This window comes from Parabacteroides faecalis (genome assembly GCF_022809355.1).
Classification (GTDB): domain Bacteria; phylum Bacteroidota; class Bacteroidia; order Bacteroidales; family Tannerellaceae; genus Parabacteroides; species Parabacteroides faecalis.
Window position 1 is genome coordinate 1 of sequence record NZ_JAKZMM010000064.1, and the last position, 17931, is coordinate 17931.

General features: G+C 43.9%; 17 protein-coding genes and 1 tRNA gene. 11 read left to right on the forward strand and 7 right to left on the reverse strand.

Features of this window, described 5'->3' with window-relative positions:
- Nucleotides 1–161: 161 nt before the first annotated feature.
- Nucleotides 162–1232 (reverse strand): HU domain-containing protein, encoded by a 1071-nt coding sequence (locus MUN53_RS16660; protein ID WP_243326537.1) that lies wholly within the window; start codon nt 1230–1232, stop codon nt 162–164.
- 86 nt (nt 1233–1318) lie between these two features.
- Between MUN53_RS16660 and cbiB the strand changes: the two genes are divergently transcribed.
- The 11 genes from cbiB (at nt 1319) to MUN53_RS16715 (ending at nt 11738) form a co-directional block, all read left to right on the forward strand.
- A complete protein-coding gene (gene cbiB, locus MUN53_RS16665; RefSeq protein ID WP_243326538.1) occupies nt 1319–2266 on the forward strand; it encodes an adenosylcobinamide-phosphate synthase CbiB in 948 nt (315 codons plus the stop codon).
- Nucleotides 2267–2280: 14 nt separating this feature from the next.
- A complete protein-coding gene (locus MUN53_RS16670; RefSeq protein ID WP_243326539.1) occupies nt 2281–2886 on the forward strand; it encodes a S4 domain-containing protein in 606 nt (201 codons plus the stop codon).
- On the forward strand, nt 2886–3410 hold the full coding sequence (locus MUN53_RS16675) for a bifunctional adenosylcobinamide kinase/adenosylcobinamide-phosphate guanylyltransferase (RefSeq protein ID WP_243326540.1): 525 nt from the start codon (nt 2886–2888) through the stop codon (nt 3408–3410). The genes MUN53_RS16670 and MUN53_RS16675 overlap by 1 nt, the downstream gene beginning before the upstream one ends.
- Complete coding sequence (gene cobT / locus MUN53_RS16680) at nt 3407–4444, forward strand: nicotinate-nucleotide--dimethylbenzimidazole phosphoribosyltransferase (RefSeq protein WP_022456446.1); 1038 nt, start codon at nt 3407–3409, stop codon at nt 4442–4444. Before MUN53_RS16675 ends, cobT begins: the two co-directional genes overlap by 4 nt.
- Before the next feature lie 2 nt (nt 4445–4446).
- Nucleotides 4447–5196, forward strand: coding sequence for an adenosylcobinamide-GDP ribazoletransferase (locus MUN53_RS16685; RefSeq protein ID WP_243326541.1), 750 nt, complete (start codon nt 4447–4449; stop codon nt 5194–5196).
- 58 nt (nt 5197–5254) lie between these two features.
- A complete protein-coding gene (cobC, locus tag MUN53_RS16690; protein ID WP_243326542.1) occupies nt 5255–5785 on the forward strand; it encodes an alpha-ribazole phosphatase family protein in 531 nt (176 codons plus the stop codon).
- Between the two features lie 151 nt (nt 5786–5936).
- The gene (locus tag MUN53_RS16695; protein ID WP_243326543.1) at nt 5937–7190 is read left to right on the forward strand and encodes a TolC family protein; all 1254 of its coding nucleotides are present in this window, start codon (nt 5937–5939) and stop codon (nt 7188–7190) included.
- Nucleotides 7191–7236: 46 nt separating this feature from the next.
- Nucleotides 7237–8118 (forward strand): HlyD family secretion protein, encoded by an 882-nt coding sequence (locus MUN53_RS16700; protein WP_394803100.1) that lies wholly within the window; start codon nt 7237–7239, stop codon nt 8116–8118.
- Nucleotides 8102–9562, forward strand: coding sequence for an ATP-binding cassette domain-containing protein (locus MUN53_RS16705; RefSeq protein ID WP_243326552.1), 1461 nt, complete (start codon nt 8102–8104; stop codon nt 9560–9562). Before MUN53_RS16700 ends, MUN53_RS16705 begins: the two co-directional genes overlap by 17 nt.
- A gap of 3 nt (nt 9563–9565) precedes the next feature.
- Complete coding sequence (locus MUN53_RS16710) at nt 9566–10666, forward strand: ABC transporter permease (protein WP_243326545.1); 1101 nt, start codon at nt 9566–9568, stop codon at nt 10664–10666.
- Nucleotides 10667–10679: 13 nt separating this feature from the next.
- Complete coding sequence (locus MUN53_RS16715) at nt 10680–11738, forward strand: ABC transporter permease (RefSeq protein WP_243326546.1); 1059 nt, start codon at nt 10680–10682, stop codon at nt 11736–11738.
- A 56-nt stretch (nt 11739–11794) separates the two neighbouring features.
- Here MUN53_RS16715 and MUN53_RS16720 read toward each other — a convergent pair.
- The 6 genes from MUN53_RS16720 to dnaG all read right to left on the reverse strand — a co-directional run bounded on the left by MUN53_RS16720 (nt 11795) and on the right by dnaG (nt 17749).
- Nucleotides 11795–11866, reverse strand: a tRNA-Met gene (locus MUN53_RS16720).
- Nucleotides 11867–12011: 145 nt separating this feature from the next.
- Nucleotides 12012–12329, reverse strand: a complete 318-nt coding sequence (locus MUN53_RS16725; protein ID WP_243326547.1) for a chaperone modulator CbpM — start codon at nt 12327–12329, stop codon at nt 12012–12014.
- Between the two features lie 17 nt (nt 12330–12346).
- Nucleotides 12347–13255, reverse strand: a complete 909-nt coding sequence (locus tag MUN53_RS16730; protein WP_243326548.1) for a DnaJ C-terminal domain-containing protein — start codon at nt 13253–13255, stop codon at nt 12347–12349.
- 87 nt (nt 13256–13342) lie between these two features.
- Nucleotides 13343–14659 (reverse strand): ABC transporter permease, encoded by a 1317-nt coding sequence (locus MUN53_RS16735; protein WP_243326549.1) that lies wholly within the window; start codon nt 14657–14659, stop codon nt 13343–13345.
- Nucleotides 14652–15596 carry an ABC transporter ATP-binding protein gene (locus tag MUN53_RS16740; protein WP_243326550.1) on the reverse strand — a complete coding sequence of 315 codons (945 nt, stop codon included), beginning with the start codon at nt 15594–15596 and terminating at the stop codon, nt 14652–14654. The genes MUN53_RS16735 and MUN53_RS16740 overlap by 8 nt, the downstream gene beginning before the upstream one ends.
- Nucleotides 15597–15634: 38 nt before the next feature.
- Complete coding sequence (dnaG, locus tag MUN53_RS16745) at nt 15635–17749, reverse strand: DNA primase (protein WP_243326551.1); 2115 nt, start codon at nt 17747–17749, stop codon at nt 15635–15637.
- Between the last annotated feature and the right edge of the window lie 182 nt (nt 17750–17931).

The window sequence follows — 17931 nt, forward strand, 5'->3', positions numbered from 1 at the left end:
TAAAACGGACAATTTGAACTCAATACTGAATTTGCGATGACTGATTCCTTTCTTTCCCATTGCTTTCTCTTTTTTTGTTAAATGGGTGTAAAGTAAATCTGTAGTATGACACTTGGCCTAAAAAGAAAAAGCCCGGCTAAAACCAGGCTTGATAAATTCTTTTACCGGTTGATAAACAACCAGGCATCTTTATAGCGTTTATCCTTCCGGAGATTCTCCATAAATGATTCGGCAGCTGACCGATCTGTGAAACGATCGGCATAAACCCGATATTTCTTACCATTCTGCACTACATCCGAGTGCCGGCACACCTGACGGTCAACCTCTTTTAAATATGTATCAGCTTGCGATGCTGTCGGGAAACTGGCTATCACCACATAAAAATACTTTTGTGGAAGAGGCTTGACTTCTTTAGCTGCAGGCTTCGGTGTTTCTTTTACCTTCGGAGCTACAACCACCTCTTTCTTTTCTGCACTTTTATTGTGACTTACCGTTATTTCCTTAGGTTGTTCCGTCTCTTTCACGACAGAAGCAACCGGTTTCTCTACCACTGACGCGCCTTGAGCCGGAACAGCAGCTGAAGAAATATCCTGATTCTTCCATGCAGAAGAAGGAATCATTTCAGTCGGAACAAAGCTAGCCGAATAAGCAGCCCGATTGACATCCTTTACCGGCGTAGAAATCGACAACAATAAAACGATAATGGCTACAGATGCTGCTACTGCATGCAGGAAACGACGGCTAACCGGTATATAGTAAACCTCCTTATCTTTGGGTTTCTCTTCTACAACAGATGCAGCCGGGAAACGAACACTTAACGGCTCGAACACAAATGAAGGCAAACCGAACATCGCCTGGTTCAACCACTCGGCATCACTCGCCTGAAAAACCAACTGGTTCTCTTCGCCCAAAGAAAATATACCGACATTGCCTAACGAATAGGTACCTTGCTCCTGCAATTCATTCCGAAGAGCAGCCACATCGTTGATCACCAACTGACGAGCCTGTTTATAATCCACCTGCTCTTCTTGCATATACGATTCGATCAGCAATCCATCATTATGCTGCAATGTCTGATTAAAGACAACTTCCTTATGAGCTGGTTCAAACAAGTATGTATCAGCCTGATAATTTGTCGGCATTGCCTGTACGACGAAGCCGCCCAAATCCGGAACAATCACACAATCATGTTCCAGTAAAAGCTTTTCAATATGTTTTTCGATTCTAAGCATATCACAAAGATAGACATCTTTCGGGATAAAATCAATGCAGTGTTCTTTTTTTAGTTAATTTTGTTGGTCAAAACAAGACATGAAATATGCTTTTTATCGATACACGATATTTGTTACATAAGACGACACCCTTCTTGTTCGGATGGTTAGGTGATCGTTTGTTGGGCGATCCGGAAGGATGGCCACATCCCATCGTATGGTTCGGGAAAGCCATTGCTTACGGAGAAAAGCACCTCAACCGGGGAAATGACCGGATATTGAAAGGCGGCATACTGGCCGTCACCTTGATTGCCGGTATCTACTTTCTGACATACGGTATGCTTTATTTTGCCGGTGTAATTCATCCGGTAATCTCAGGGATACTAACAGCCATTGGTATCTTTTTCTGCCTGGCCGGAAAGACCCTGATAACTGAAGTTAAAGCCGTTTTCGAAGCCGTAGACAGAAGTGTGGAAGAAGGAAGAACACAGGTTGGCCGTATCGTCGGACGTGATACCGCTCACCTTTCTCCTCAAGAAATCCGGGCAGCCGCCCTTGAAACTCTGGCTGAGAATTTGAGTGATGGTGTGATCGCTCCCATGTTTTGGTTTCTCCTGTTAGGACTTCCCGGCATGATGGCCTACAAAATGATTAATACATTAGATTCCATGATCGGATATAAAAACGACAGATATTTTGAATTCGGAAGAATTGCTGCCCGGATAGATGACTTGGCTAACTACCTTCCTGCCCGTCTGACAGCATTTCTGATGTTATTGGTATCCGGTCAGTTGGACAAACGTGATTTTGTATTCAAATATGGTCGTGCTCATGCCAGTCCAAATTCAGGTTATCCGGAAGCAGCTTTGGCAGCTATTCTGGATTGTCAGTTCGGTGGTACTCACGATTACTTTGGACAACCGGTCGAAAAACCTTATATCGGGACAAACGCCCGTAACTTTACGACCGAAGACATGTGGCTGGCTGTCCGTATAAACAGCCAGGCTGAACTGGTGATGGGTATTGGTGTGAGTTTAATTTCTGCAATTGTATAAAGGATAAAAGAGATATGGAAGAAATCAGATTAAATAAATTAATGAGTGATTCCGGCCTATGTTCCCGCCGCGAAGCCGATAAGTTCATCGAAATGGGACGTGTCACTGTAAACGGGAAACAACCCCAAGTAGGACAAAAGGTAACGGAAAACGATGAAGTCTTGGTGGATGGTGAACCCATTAAAGTGGGAAAGTATTCCAGCTCCGGAACGATTCGGGCAGCAACCCGTAAGATTGAGAATCTGGTTATGGGCCCCAAGGGAAACAGACCGAAAAGCAGCCGTTCTGAAAATCCGGGAAACAGAGGCCAAAACCAAACTGGCGCTGCCAATAATGGAGAAAACAAAGGTGGCCGACGTGAACATTACGTAAAATACAACAAATATGCTGCCGCCCGTCGCGCTGCCAAAGAACGAGAAGCTCAAGGAGGCAAACCGCAAGTAGATAAAGACAAAGCGCTACGTGAGGCCATGCAGCCTAAGTTTGGCAAGTCGTTAAGCCGGTCGGCCGTAGCCCAGCGAATGGCAGCTTCTCCCAAGTCGGCCAGCCTGCGAAAGACAAGCCGTAACAACCCGATCAATAAAGCCAAACGGATTGCAAGAAGAAAGGGTGAAGCGTAATGGAAAAGCGAATTATCCTGATTACCGGCGGACAACGGTCTGGCAAAAGTGGCTACGCCCAACGAAGAGCCTTGAGCCTGAGTCCGAATCCGGTTTATTTGGCAACATCCCGTATTTGGGATGAAGAGTTTCGTCAACGAGTATTACGTCATCAAGCCGACCGGGGTCCGGAATGGACCAATATCGAAGAAGAAAAATATCTGAGCCGTCATTCCTTGGAAGGACGGGTCATTGTCATTGATTGTGTAACCTTATGGAGTACCAACTTCTTCTTCGACAACAACAGTCAGGTAAATGTATCCTTGGAAGAAATTAAAAAGGAGTTTGACGCATTTACCCAACAGAATGCCTGTTTCCTGTTTGTTACCAACGAACTGGGAATGGGAGGAGTTTCTGTTGACGAAACACAACGTAAATTTACAGACCTGCAAGGTTGGGTAAACCAATATATTGCATCTCAAGCAGACGAAGTCATATTAATGGTCAGCGGTATTCCCGTTGCAATAAAGAATAACATATCATGATAACATTTCAAATTAACCGACCAGACGAGGCAATCCGACAAGCCTTGGAAGATAGAATCAATAGCCTGGCTAAACCCAAAGGATCGCTGGGCAGACTGGAGTCGCTGGCCCTCCAGATCGGAATGATCCAGCAAACCTTACATCCGGTTCTTTCTCACCCGGTAAATGTGATTTACGCAGCCGACCACGGCATTGCCGACGAAGGTGTCAGCCAGTCGCCAAAAGAAGTAACCCGCCAGGTCATTTATAACTTCCTAAATGGTGGTTCCGGTGTTTGTTATCTGGCCCGCCAGCATGGATTCGACATGAAGATTGTAGATGGTGGAGTGGATTACGACTTTCCCGAAAATCCACGTATCATAAGTCGTAAAATCAGAAAAGGAACCCGTAACTTCCTGCATGAGGCAGCCATGACACAAGAAGAGATGGAAAAGGCACTCGAAGTAGGAGCAGAAATCGTTACCCTTTGCCATGAAGAAGGATGCAATGTTATCAGTTTCGGCGAGATGGGTATCGGTAACACTTCGGCCTCCAGCATGTGGATGAGTTGCCTGACGGGTATTCCTTTAATCGAATGTGTAGGTGCCGGCAGCGGATTGAATGCCGAAGGTGTCCGTCATAAATATAATGTACTGAAAGCGGCCCAGGATAATTACAAAGGTGATGGTAGTACACTAGATATCATGCGTTATTTCGGCGGTATCGAAATGGTAATGGCTGTTGGCGGAATGCTTCGGGCAGCCGAATTAAAGATGATCATCCTGGTGGATGGATTTATCATGACCAATTGTGTGTTGGTAGCTTCCCGTTTATATCCTGAAATGCTTCCCTACTGCATTTTCGGTCATTGTGGGGATGAAAGCGGACACAAGAAAATTCTGGATTACTTGCATGCAGAACCCTTGTTACACCTCGGACTCCGGCTGGGCGAAGGTTCCGGTTCGGTTTGTGCCTATCCGATTGTTGATTCGGCTGTACGTATGATCAACGAGATGCATACGTTTGAACAAGAATCCATCACCAAATATTTCTGATCATGCTTCATATATTAGCAGCATTCATATTCTTCACCCGGCTTCCCTTCTGGCGTTTGGCAGAAGTGCCGGGCGAATATTTCAAGCACGTAGTTAGCCGATGGCCTTTGGTCGGCTGGTTCACAGCAGGCGTAAGTGTATTGGTATTGTATGCCTCGTCACTGATCCTGCCGGCATCAGTAGCTGTCTTATTAGCTATCCTGACCCGATTGCTGATAACCGGCTGCTTGCATGAAGACGGACTGGCTGACTTCTTCGACGGATTCGGTGGTGGTACCAGCCGGGAAAGGATTCTGGCGATTATGAAAGACTCACATATCGGCAGCTATGGTGTGATTGGCTTGATCGGATACTTTGGCTTATATTATGCATTACTGGCAAGTTTGCCGGTATCTCTGGCAGGAGCAGCCATGCTGGCAGGTGATCCTTTCTGTAAAGGAGTATCAGGTATGATCATCAATCGCTTGCCTTACGCCCGGAAGGAAGAGGAAGCGAAAAACAAGACGGTCTATAGCCGAATGACGGTTTCCGAATACCTGATTTGCCTCGGTAGTGGTATTCTTCCTTTATGTTGGCTTCCCGATCCAAAATATTTATGGGCCATTCTGTTTCCAATAGCCGTATGGTATATGCTAACTTCATTGATGAAGCAGAAAATACAAGGCTATACGGGCGATTGTTGCGGAGCTCTCTTTCTGCTGTGCGAATTGAGTTTTATGCTAGGCATAGTAATTGTACATACCGTATCCTAGACTCGACAATTCACAATCCAAAGAACTTATAATCTTAACAACTTACAGACTTACAACTATGATCGTCTATTTAATCCGACATACATCGGTAGCAGTACCCAAAGGTTCTGCCTACGGCTTTACGGATGTTCCACTCAATCCGACTTTTGAAACGGAAGCAGCTGTTACCCTAAGCCAGCTATCCGGACTTCATTTTGATGAAGTATTCTGCAGCCCGTTGACCCGTTGCGTGAAACTTGCGGCATTTTGCGGTTATCCTCAGGCCATCCGCGATGAACGACTGAAAGAGCTGAATTTTGGTGATTGGGAAATGAAAACCTGGGACGAGATTTCTGCTGATCCCTATTCTAAAAAATGGTTTAACGATTGGATCAACACCCCTACTCTACATGGTGAATCGCTTCGCCAGCAATATGAACGACTCAAAGCATTCCTTACTGAAAAGAAACAGCAAGGATATCAACAAATCGCCGTATTTTCCCATGGTGGTATTCTGGCCTGTGCCCGTGTCCTTGCCGGAGAATATCCCATTGAACAAGCATTCGAGTCTATTCCTCCTTATGGTAGTGTAATCCGAATAGAACTATAATCAATCATTCTTTTGTATCAAACTCAAAATACGAATTCGCCATAATAATCATTATCTTTTTCATACAAATAGAACATCTATCTTGACAAAGAGGACCCAAAGCAAAGCTGAGATCTACTACCTTTGCAAGTGAACATTAAATGAAAACAGTATGAAACGGATATGGTGTTACTTATTTGTGTTTTGCTTGATTATTCCGGCAAAAGCCCAGTTAACATTGGAAAGTTGCCAAGAGAAATCCAGGGATAACTATCCGTTAATCCGGCAATATGCCCTAATAGAAAAGAGTCGGGATTACAACTTGGCAAATGTCCAAAAAGGAAATCTTCCGCAAATCTCTTTACAGGGAAAAGCCAGTTACCAAAGTGATGTGACTTCCCTGCCATTTGATATTCCTCAAATTCCGGATGAATTACAACCACACGACCAATATCAGGCTGTAATTAATATCCAGCAAAACTTATGGGATGGAGGAAACATACAAAGTAAGAAGAAGGAAATAAAAGCGATATCAGAAGAGAAACAAGCCGAATTAGATGTCAATTTATATGCACTGCGCGAACGAATCAACCAACTTTATTTCGGGATCTTACTGCTAGACGAGCAAATCAAACAGAACAAACTCTGGCAAGAACAACTCTCGAGAAGTCTCAAGAATGTCAGTGCTTATTGTCAAAATGGGATTGCCAATCAGACAGATTTAGATGCCATTCAAGTAGATCAAATCAAAGCGCGACAAGAAGCTGTGGGCCTTCAAAGCAAGCGTGATGCTTATTTACGAATGTTGTCGCTCTTTATCGGTGAAACCTTAACCAATAATATCCAACTGGAAAAACCTGTCGCTTCAGGATCTTTTCCCAACGAAATCAAAAGACCAGAATTAACATGGTATGCGGCTCAAGAACAACGGTTGCTCATACAGGAACAGCATCTGAAAACCCAATTGATGCCACAAGTAAGTCTGTTCGCTCAAGGAGGCTATGCCAACCCCGGACTGAATCTGCTGCAAGATAAGTTTCAGGCCTATTATATAGTTGGAGCACGATTAAACTGGAATTTCGGAGCACTTTATACCTTAAAGAATGACCGTCTGAAAATTCATGCGGAACGGGATATGATAAGAAATCAGACAGCGACATTCCTGTTTAATACGAATCTGCAACTGACGGAACAGTCATCTGCCATACAAACTTTACAAAAGCAGATGGAAGAAGATGATGAGATGATTCGCCTGCAAACCCATATCCGAGAAGCCGCCGAAGCCAAAGTTGGGAATGGAACCTTATCGGTGACTGATATGCTCCAGGAAATAACAAAAGAAAACATGGCAAAGCAACAAAAAGCCGTACATGAAATCGAATTACTGATGAATATTTACCAGCAGAAACATATTACAAACAACTAAAAGAAGAAGCCTTATGAAGAAAATAAGTATTTGGATCATAGCATACATGATCAGTATGACAAGTTGCCACCATCAATCTTCGGAATACGATGCCACAGGAACTTTCGAAGCCACAGAGATCATCGTCTCGGCAGAAACATCCGGGAAACTGATTTTCTTCAACGCTGAAGAAGGAAAACTGTTGCAAAAAGGCGAACATGTCGGACTAATAGATACTGTCCAGCTTTATCTGCAAAAGTTACAACTACAGGCAAACATGAAATCGGTCGATTTCCAAAGACCAGACATCCAGAAACAGATAGCTTCTACCCAAAAGCGTATTGAGCAAGCCGAACTAGAAAAACAGCGGGTAGAAAACCTGCTAAAGTCGGATGCAGCTAACCGGAAACAACTGGACGACTGGAATACCGAAATACAAGTATTGAACAAACAGCTGGAAGCCCAATTATCCACGCTCCATAATAGTACGGCCAGTCTGAATGAACAAAGCTCGTCGGTCGCCATACAAGTAGCACAAGTAGAAGACCGGTTACTGAAATGCCATATCTCCGCTCCTATTCAAGGAACGGTATTGGCTAAATATGCAGAACCAGGTGAATATACGTCCCCCGGTAAGCCGCTTTTCAAGATAGCTGATACGGAACACATGTTCTTACGGGTTTATATCACTTCCAGTCAACTTTCACAAGTTTCCATCGGACAGACAGTGCGTTTGTATGCAGACTTTGGAGATGACAACCGAAAAGAATATACAGGAACAATCTGTTGGATTGCTGATCAAGCGGAATTCACACCCAAAACCATCTTGACAAATGATGAACGGGCCAATCAGGTATATGCCGTCAAAATAGCTTTCCACAACGATAGTTCTGCCAAAATAGGAATGTATGGAAAAGTTAAATTCACAACCCATGAAACCACTGATTGAAGTCTCGCATATCAGTAAGCGATACCAGCACATACAAGCACTGGAAGATGTATCGTTTTCTGTCAATCAGGGCGAACTGTTTGGGATTATCGGTCCGGATGGTTCGGGAAAAAGTACGCTTTTCCGCATTCTCACCACATTATTGTTACCGGATCAAGGACAAGCGCATCTCAACGGCTTGGATATGATAAAGGATTTCCGGAAAATACGAAAATGCATCGGTTATATGCCCGGTAAATTTTCCTTATATCCGGATCTCTCCGTAGAGGAAAATCTAGATTTCTTTGCTACCGTATTCCAAACAAGTATCGAACGGAATTACGAACAGATCAAAGATATTTACAGTCAGTTGGAACCTTTCCGCAAACGACGTGCCGGAGCTTTATCCGGAGGTATGAAACAGAAGCTAGCTCTTTGCTGTGCTTTAATTCATCAACCTATCGTTTTATTTCTGGATGAACCAACCACCGGTGTCGATCCTGTTTCCCGTAAAGAGTTTTGGAATATACTTCACCGGCTGAAATCGCAGCATGTCACCATTCTTGTATCAACTCCTTTTATGGACGAAGCGCGCCAATGTGACCGGATTGCATTTATTCAGGAAGGACGTATCAAAGGCATAGACACACCGGATGTCATCCTCCAACAATTCCATGACATATTGTGTCCACCAGCTCTCCAGCGAAATCGGCGTATGGATACAGAAACAACGATCATTCAAGTAAAGGATTTGGTGAAACAGTTCGGTAACTTCAAAGCGGTTGATCATATTTCATTTGAGGTGAAACGAGGAGAAATCTTTGGTTTCCTAGGAGCTAATGGAGCAGGAAAGACAACAGCCATGCGTATGCTTTGCGGACTCAGCAAACCAACTTCAGGAAAAGCTTTTGTTGCCGGATATGATGTCAATACACAGGCTGAAGATGTCAAGAAACACATTGGTTATATGAGTCAGAAGTTTTCTCTATATGAAGATTTGAAAGTATGGGAAAACGTCCGTCTGTTTGCCGGTATTTACGGTGTTCCGGCATCCGAAATACCTATACGTACAGATAAGATGTTGCAACGGATCGGCCTGAATAATGAACGTGAAACGCTGGTCCGCGAACTGCCGTTGGGTTGGAAACAAAGGTTGGCCTTTTCGGTATCCATCATCCATGAACCGGAACTGGTATTTCTGGACGAGCCGACCGGAGGAGTAGATCCTGCCACCCGCCGTCAGTTTTGGGAATTAATCTACCAGGCGGCCGAACGGGGCATCACGATATTCGTCACCACGCATTATATGGATGAAGCCGAATATTGTGACCGGATCTCTATGATGGTGAATGGAAAGATCAAAGCCATTGATACGCCGGAACGACTCAAACAACAGTATCAAGCACAGAACATGGACGAAGTATTTCAACAATTGGCACGTGGTGCTATTCGTAAATCAGATTGAATCATGAAACAGTTTTTTGCCTTTATCAAGAAAGAGTTTTATCATATTCTACGGGATACTCGTACGATTATGATCCTCTTGATCATGCCTATCATACAAATTATCCTGTTCGGCTTTGCTATTTCTACCGAAGTCAAAAACATCCGGACGCTTATTCTGGCTCCCAACTATGACATAGCCGTACAACAGATCGTGGACAGATTGGAGGCGAACGAATATTTCCAAATCATACAAATCGTCCATTCGCCTGAAGAGATACAGCAGGCTTTCCGAAAAGGGAATGTCGATCTGGCCATCGTTTTCCCACAGCAATACAGTAACCGGATTTATAACGAGGAACAACACATACAAATTATAGCAGACGCATCCGAACCGAATTCAGCTGTCATACGGAGTAATTATGCACAAAGTATTTTAGCACAAGCCGAAGCCCAGTTGAAAGGTTCCGGTTCGTTGCCGACGGTTATTCCCAATATCCAGTTGCTGTATAATCCACAGATGAAAAGTGTCTATAACTTCGTGCCAGGTGTCATGGGACTGATCCTGATGTTGATTTGTGCCATCATGACTTCCATTTCCATTGTTCGGGAAAAAGAAACCGGCACCATGGAAATTCTGCTTGTATCACCAGCAAGACCGTTATCGGTGATTTTGTCGAAGGCCGTTCCTTATTTTCTGCTTTCGATCATCAATCTGACAACGATCTTACTTTTATCCCGTTTCGTACTCCATGTACCAATTGCAGGGAATTTACTTGGCCTACTGGCGGTCTCGTTACTCTTTATTCTTGTCTCACTTACATTAGGATTATTGATCTCCTGCGTCACCGAAAAGCAAGTAGTCGCACTGCTCATCTCCGGTATGTTACTGATGATTCCTACTATCCTGCTATCTGGTATGATTTTCACCATAGAAAGCATGCCGCCCGTTTTACAGTTCCTGTCCAACCTGATTCCAGCTCGTTGGTACATCGAACTGGTCCGTAAAATCATGATTGAAGGTGTTCCCTTATCATTACTATATCCGGAAATCGGTATATTATCAGGAATGGGATGTGTATTCATGCTCATCACCTATCGTTTATTCAAGAATCGGCTGAATTAAAAACGTATTACTTATGTTAAGCTATCTGATAGAAAAAGAATTCAAGCAATTGTTCAGAAACAGTTTCCTGCCGAGACTCATCCTGCTGTTTCCTTGTATGCTGTTGATTGTATTTCCTTGGGCAGCCACACTCGAAGTACAAGATGTCCGCCTGGCTATTATTGACCAAGATCATTCACAGACATCCAGACGACTCATCCAACAGATCGAGGCTTCTCGTTATTTCCGCTTTCAGCACATGGCGGTATCCTATGAAGAGGCGCTTCAGGCCATCGAAAAGGATCAGATTGATATTATCTTGCAAATACCTATTGATTTTGAGAAAGAGCAAATCTTAGGTAAACCAGCAGAAGTACAGATTGCAGCCAACGCCATCAACGGCATGAAAGGAAATCTAGGTAGTTCTTATCTAGCACAGATCATCAACCGCCAATCGGATACTACCTCCATCCGTTACCTCTATAATCCGCATTTGGACTATAAACATTATATGGTACCAGCCTTGATGACTATGATGCTTTTCCTCATCTGCGGTTTCCTGCCAGCTCTGAACATCGTCAGTGAGAAAGAGAATGGTACTATCGAGCAAATCAATGTCACACCCGTAAATAAAGTTGTCTTCACATTGAGTAAACTGATACCTTATTGGCTCATTGGTTTCTTTGTACTGAGTATTGCCATGCTGTTGGCTTGGCTTATCTACGGACTTGTTCCTGCCAGTTCACTTTCTACCATTTATATCGGTGCCGGTATTTTCATCTTCTTAGTGTCGGGCGTGGGTATCACCATTTCCAACTATTCCAGCACCTTACAACAAGCTATGTTCGTTACATGGTTCTTCGTCATCATCATGCTTTTGATGAGCGGACTTTTCACTCCTGTCGGGAGTATGCCGGAATGGGCACAATCCATAGCGGCATTCAATCCTTTAAAGTATTTTGTAGAGTTTATCCGGATGGTTTATCTCAAAGGAAGTAGCCTGGCAGAAGTCGGTAAACCATTGGGTTGCCTACTAGGATTCGGTATCTTGTTTAACATCTGGGCTGTGTGGAGCTATCGGAAACAACAGTAACAGATTTATCCGAAAGACATAAAAAAAGAGGATTCAATGTGAATCCTCTTCCTTAGTTGCGGAGGCCTGATTCGAACAGACGACCTTTGGGTTATGAGCCCAACGAGCTACCACTGCTCCACTCCGCGATCTCGTTTTGTAATCATTGTTCCTTGATTACGGGTGCAAAGGTAGAAAACAATTTTCATTCTGTCAAGTATTTCACTTATTTTTCCTATTTACACACTGTAATCAAGAGAACAATATACATGGTATCAATATTTTACCATTATGTTAAATATTATCAAATCCAGAATAATCATCCGCTTCATATAAATGCAGACGGTTTTTCAGGCGAAAAACTTCCGCTTGCAGTTGTTCAACTCGCTTCAACAAATGATGGATAGCATCGATTCCCTCCAAGTTAATGGACAAGTCATAATACATCCGCGTGTATTGCTCAACATCTTTCAACTGCGAAACCGGCAAGTAAGATTCGTCGTTCACTACATTCAAATCAATCAGTCCGCCTTCATCCAGCAACAGGATAAACTCCGGATCAATATGACATTTCTGACAGTATTCTCTGACAATAACATATTCTGTATCCATAATTCTTGCGTATTAAGTTATGAAAGCTGTTGTATCTGACGGAACAGACACTTCTGTTCTTCGTTCCAATGAGTCGGAATGTTGACCGTATATGTAACAATCAAGTCGCCATATGTTCCTTCCTGCTTATAGACAGGGAAACCTTTTCCCTTCAACCGAACCTTGGCATTGTTCTGCGTACCGGGTTGAATCGTCAATTTAACTTTACCATCCAACGTATCCACGATCTGTTCTCCACCTAATACGGCCGTAAACAAATCCAACGATACGGTCGTGTACAGATCATTGCCTTCACGTTTGAAGCGGGCATCCGGCGTAATGACAAAGGTAATATACAAATCACCGGCCGGACCGCCATTCACACCGGCACCACCCTGACCTGCCAATTTGATGGTTTGTCCGTCGGCTACACCAGCCGGGACCGTAATCCGTAAATTCTTTCCATTTACCGTCAGAATCTGCTTATGCGTTTCGGCTGCTTCGCGAAGTGTCAAATGTAATTCGGCTGAATAATCCTGTCCGCGGAAACCATAACCAGCCTGTCGTTTGCTTCCTCGCCGCGAACCGAACAACGATTCAAAGAAATCCGAAAACTCTCCCTCCTCATCGCCGTCACCTGTAGAAGACCAGAACGAAGTATGGAATCCACCTCCATTCTGCTGATTTCCATAAGCCTGCTTTTGAGCTTCATATTCATCGGCATGTTTCCAGTTTTGGCCATATTCATCGTATTTCTTCCGTTTTTCGGGATCACTTAAGACCTCGTTGGCTTCATTTATTTCCTGGAACTTCCGATGTGCATCCGGATCATTCGGATTCAAGTCCGGATGATACCGCCGAGCCAGCTTCTTGAAAGCCTTTTTAATGTCCTCCTGAGAAGCATCCTTGCTCACACCTAGAATGTTGTAATAATCAATATAAGCCATACTCAAATCATTTATTTATTAAATAATCTCTACAAGAAATATTCCAAATCCGATTTCTGCCATATAAATATCGTTAACAGCTACAGATCAGGCCTTGTACTTGATCCAGCGAATGAGTTCGGCTATAGATGGCTTCTTTCCGTACATCAAAATACCCGTCCGATAGATCTTCCCAGAAATCCATACACAACCGTAGGCTGCTACAAAAAGCAAAACCAAGGAAAGGATATGTTCCCACAAAGGAATATCATAAGGTAGACGCACCATCATCACGATCGGCGACGTGAAAGGAATCAACGAACACCAGAAAGCCAGCGGACCGTCCGGATTTTCCACACTGTAAATACCGGCATAGAAACCGAACAGAATGAAGATCATCATCGGGGTCATGAACTGATTGGCATCTTCCGGCTGGTTGATGGCACTTCCAATAGCTGCAAACAGAGAGGCATACAGAATATATCCTCCTATAAAATACAACAAGAAGTTGATACCCAAGGTCGCAATCGGAATAGAATGAATGATATCCTGTATCTTCAATACCGTCGGGTCAGTAGATGTCATCATGGCAGCCTGATTCATATTGCTCGACATCATCAGATCGGCCGTTTGTGTTGCATCTCCGCCAAAGAGGAACAAACTGCCCGATACCAATACGACCGTCAGGATTCCCCATAGAAAGACCTGAGTCAAACCCACCATGCCGATACCGACAATCTTGCCCATCATCAAGTCAAACGGTTTGACCGACGAAACCATCAGTTCGACAATACGATTGGTCTTCTCTTCCATCACACCCTGCATCACCATCGAACCATACATCAGGATAAACATATAGATCACGAAGGTAGAAACAAAGCCGATCGCTGTCATCACTTCTGCCGACGAACTGCTTTCCGAACCATCGTCTTCCCACTTGACTGTCTGAATATCGAATGAGACTTTACAGTCATCAATAATTTGCTTCAAATCCGGTATCTGATAGGAATCCAACTTTTCCTGTTCCAGCATAGCCGATAACTGATTATTCACTTCCCGCTTCAATCCCATCGGAATCTGTTTCTTGGAATACAAAGTTGCAGCTTCCGGATGTGTAAGCAGATCGTCAGAGATGGACAGGAAGGCTTCGATTTCCTTATCTTCACTCTTCCGATATTCTTCCATATCTCCTTCAGCCGGGAGAAAACGGTATTCATCGGTATTCTTGAATGCAGCGGCATATTTACCGACCTGATCCAATACGACAATATTCTTTACCTCGTCGCTCTTCAAGGTTGCCAGCCAAAGCGGTACAAACACCATGGCAGCAAAAAGGACGGGTGCCAAAAAGGTCAATAAAAGGAATGATTTCTTACTTACGCGCTGTAAATACTCACGCTTGATGATTAGTCCTAGTTTACTCATGATCGGTTGATGTTAAAGGATGGTTGGCTACTACTTGAATAAAAATATCGTGCATAGACGGGATTTCTTCCTGGAAAGAAATAATATCCAGCTGACCAGCCAGCTGACGGAGTAATTCAGAATTGGAAACGTCCTTCTGCTTCTTGATCCGGATTTCCAGTTCTCCACCCGTTAGCTCTTTCCGGCCTTGCTCTTCAAACAAAGCAGAATTCAATACCGGCAATGTCTCCGGACCTTGTTTTACCCGCAAGGCATATTGATAAGACTTAAACTGCTCGCGAACTTCCTGCACTGAACCTTTCAATACGACATGCGAATGATTAATCAGCGCGATATGATCGCATATTTCTTCTACCGAACCCATGTTGTGTGTTGAGAAGATAATCGTATGCCCTTTATCTTTCAGTTCAAGGATTTCCAGTTTCAGTAATTCGGCATTTACCGGATCGAAACCGCTGAATGGTTCGTCCAGAATCAAGAGTTTGGGTTCATGTACAACGGTAATAATGAACTGAACCTTCTGTTGCATTCCTTTGGACAGTTCTTCCAGTTTCTTGTTCCACCAAGGCATGATGTCGAATTTCTCAAACCAGGCTTGCAAACGTTTCTTGGCTTCCTGATAAGACAGGCCTTTCAGCTGTGCCAAATAAATGGCCTGCTCTCCTACTTTCATTTTCTTGTACAGACCGCGTTCTTCCGGTAAATAACCGATCTGGTAAATATCGTCCTGTACAGAAGGGCGACCATTGAACAAAACGGAACCACTATCGGGTGCCGTGATACGGTTAATGATTCGGATCAGTGTTGTTTTTCCGGCTCCATTCGGTCCCAGCAGACCAAAAATCTGGCCTTCAGGTACCTGAATACTGACATGATCGAGCGCCAAATGATTGGCATACTGCTTGACCACCTCTTGGGTTTCTAATAAATACTCCATCTTTATCTTTCATTTTTATAGTTTATTCTTTTGTCGGTTTACATTTTCAGGATAATCCGCTCTCCCAATTCCTTCGAAAGAACCTTTTTAATCTCATTCAGCTGCGCTATTTCCTTCATCACCGTCATGATTTGTTCCGGATCAGCCGACGAGAGTTGCTTCAACTGTTCCTGCTTTTCTTTTAGCTGACGCATGATATAGGCTTCCTTGAATGCGAACAGATCACGAACTACCAGCTGATCCAGTTTGTCTTCTTCCTGTTCTACTTCCCGAAACTTGAAATGATATTTGCTCAACTGGTATTTCTCACTCATCAGGTTGGCAGCAACACGGCTTACCAACGGATCAGGATGTGACAGGAAATAACGATGGGCAATAAAAGTCTCTTCACCACAACGGTTGGCTGCTTCGTCGAGCATTTGCTTAAATATCGGTGTATAGAACGACAAATCATCCCGCTCCAGATCATCCCGGATAAACTCAGCCACCCGCATGACAATACGTTCTTTGGTTTCCTCATCTACATAATCATATAAAACCCGTTCTCCATAACGTACCACATAACGCAGCAAAGCAATCTCGAATGCCTCATACGGAGAACGTTGTCTTGTCATTACCTGGGTTTCTTCCACAGGAGCCGAAGGCGGAATTTCTGGCATCTCGTTGGATCCTGAGAACTCTTCTTCCGGAGGTGGCGGAAAATCCGGAGGCAACTGGTCGGAAACCGGTTCGGCTGTAGCGACCGGCACTTCCTGCATCTGACCGGACGGTTCCGAAATGGAATAATCAGGCGGCAGAATCTCCGTTGTCGAACGGTTCGTTACCGGAACTGAAGGCTTCTGTTCGTTTTTCGACAAGCGTTGTTTATTGACCTGATTCAAGACGACCTGTTCGTCAATCTCCATCATGGCACTACACTCCCGGATATAAATCGTACGCGTTATATCATCCGGCACAATCGCAATGGTCCGGATAATATCCCCGATCAAGGCCGCCCGTTTGACCGGATCGTTTCCGGCATCGGCCAGCAACAACTTCGTCTTGAAGCGGATAAAATCGGTTTCATGCTGACGGATAAATTCAGTAAACTCGGTCGCGCTATGCGAACGGGCAAACGAATCAGGGTCTTCTCCGTCGGGCAACAAAACGACTTTCACGTTCATGCCTTCGTCGAGCAACAAGTCTATACCACGAATGGCAGCCTTAATACCCGCGGCATCGCCATCATATAATACCGTAATATTATTGGTAAACCGATGAATCAGGCGAATCTGTCCATGTGTCAGGGCTGTTCCCGACGAAGCCACTACATTTTCAACGCCCGACTGGTGCATGGAAATCACATCCGTATAACCTTCCACCAGATAACAACGGTCGGCTTTCACAATGGCCTGCTTGGCAAAATAAATACCATACAGTTCATTGCTCTTATGATAAATCGGACTTTCAGGAGAATTGACATACTTGGCAGTTTTCTCATCCTTCTTTAAAACACGTCCGCCAAAGGCAACGACTTTCCCACTCAACGAATGGACCGGAAAGATAACACGTCCGCGGAAACGGTCATTTACATTCCCGTTCTCATAAGCAATCACGAGTCCGGTTTTCTCCAAGTATTCTTTCTTATACCCTTTCCGCAAAGCTTGCTGATACAAAGCATCCCGCTGGTCCAGACTATATCCCAACTGAAACTTCCGAATCGTATCTTCGCGGAAACCACGTTCAATGAAATACCGCATCCCGACAGTCTTTCCTTCCACATGCTCATGCAGCATCTGTGAAAAGTACTGTTGTGCCCAAGCATTCACGATAAACATACTTTCCCGGTCACTACGGACTCGTTTCTCTTCGTCACTCAGTTCCCGTTCAGCTATTTCTATATTATACTTCTTGGCCAAAAAGCGAAGTGCGTCAAAGTATCCGATCTGTTCATGCTTCATAATGAAATGAACAGCCGTTCCACCTTCACCACAGGCAAAACATTTACAGATATTTTTGGCTGGAGAAACATAAAACGACGGAGACTTATCGTCGTGGAAAGGACAAAGCCCTACATAATTGACTCCTCTCTTCCGAAGTGTAACGAATTCAGAAACGACATCCACGATATTCGCGGCATCCAATATTCGGTCTATAGTAGGTTGATCTATCATCTTTATCTGTTTCCTTATTTTATAGACAAATGTACGACATTATTTGACAAAGAAACCTTTTTAATATTACTTTACCCGTTGGCGGAATTAAATTAGCGCATATTTAACTTTGCCAATGGGTTTGTTGTTTTTATAGTTGATGTATTGTAGGATTGTAAGTGCGCTAATCTTCCCTATAATTC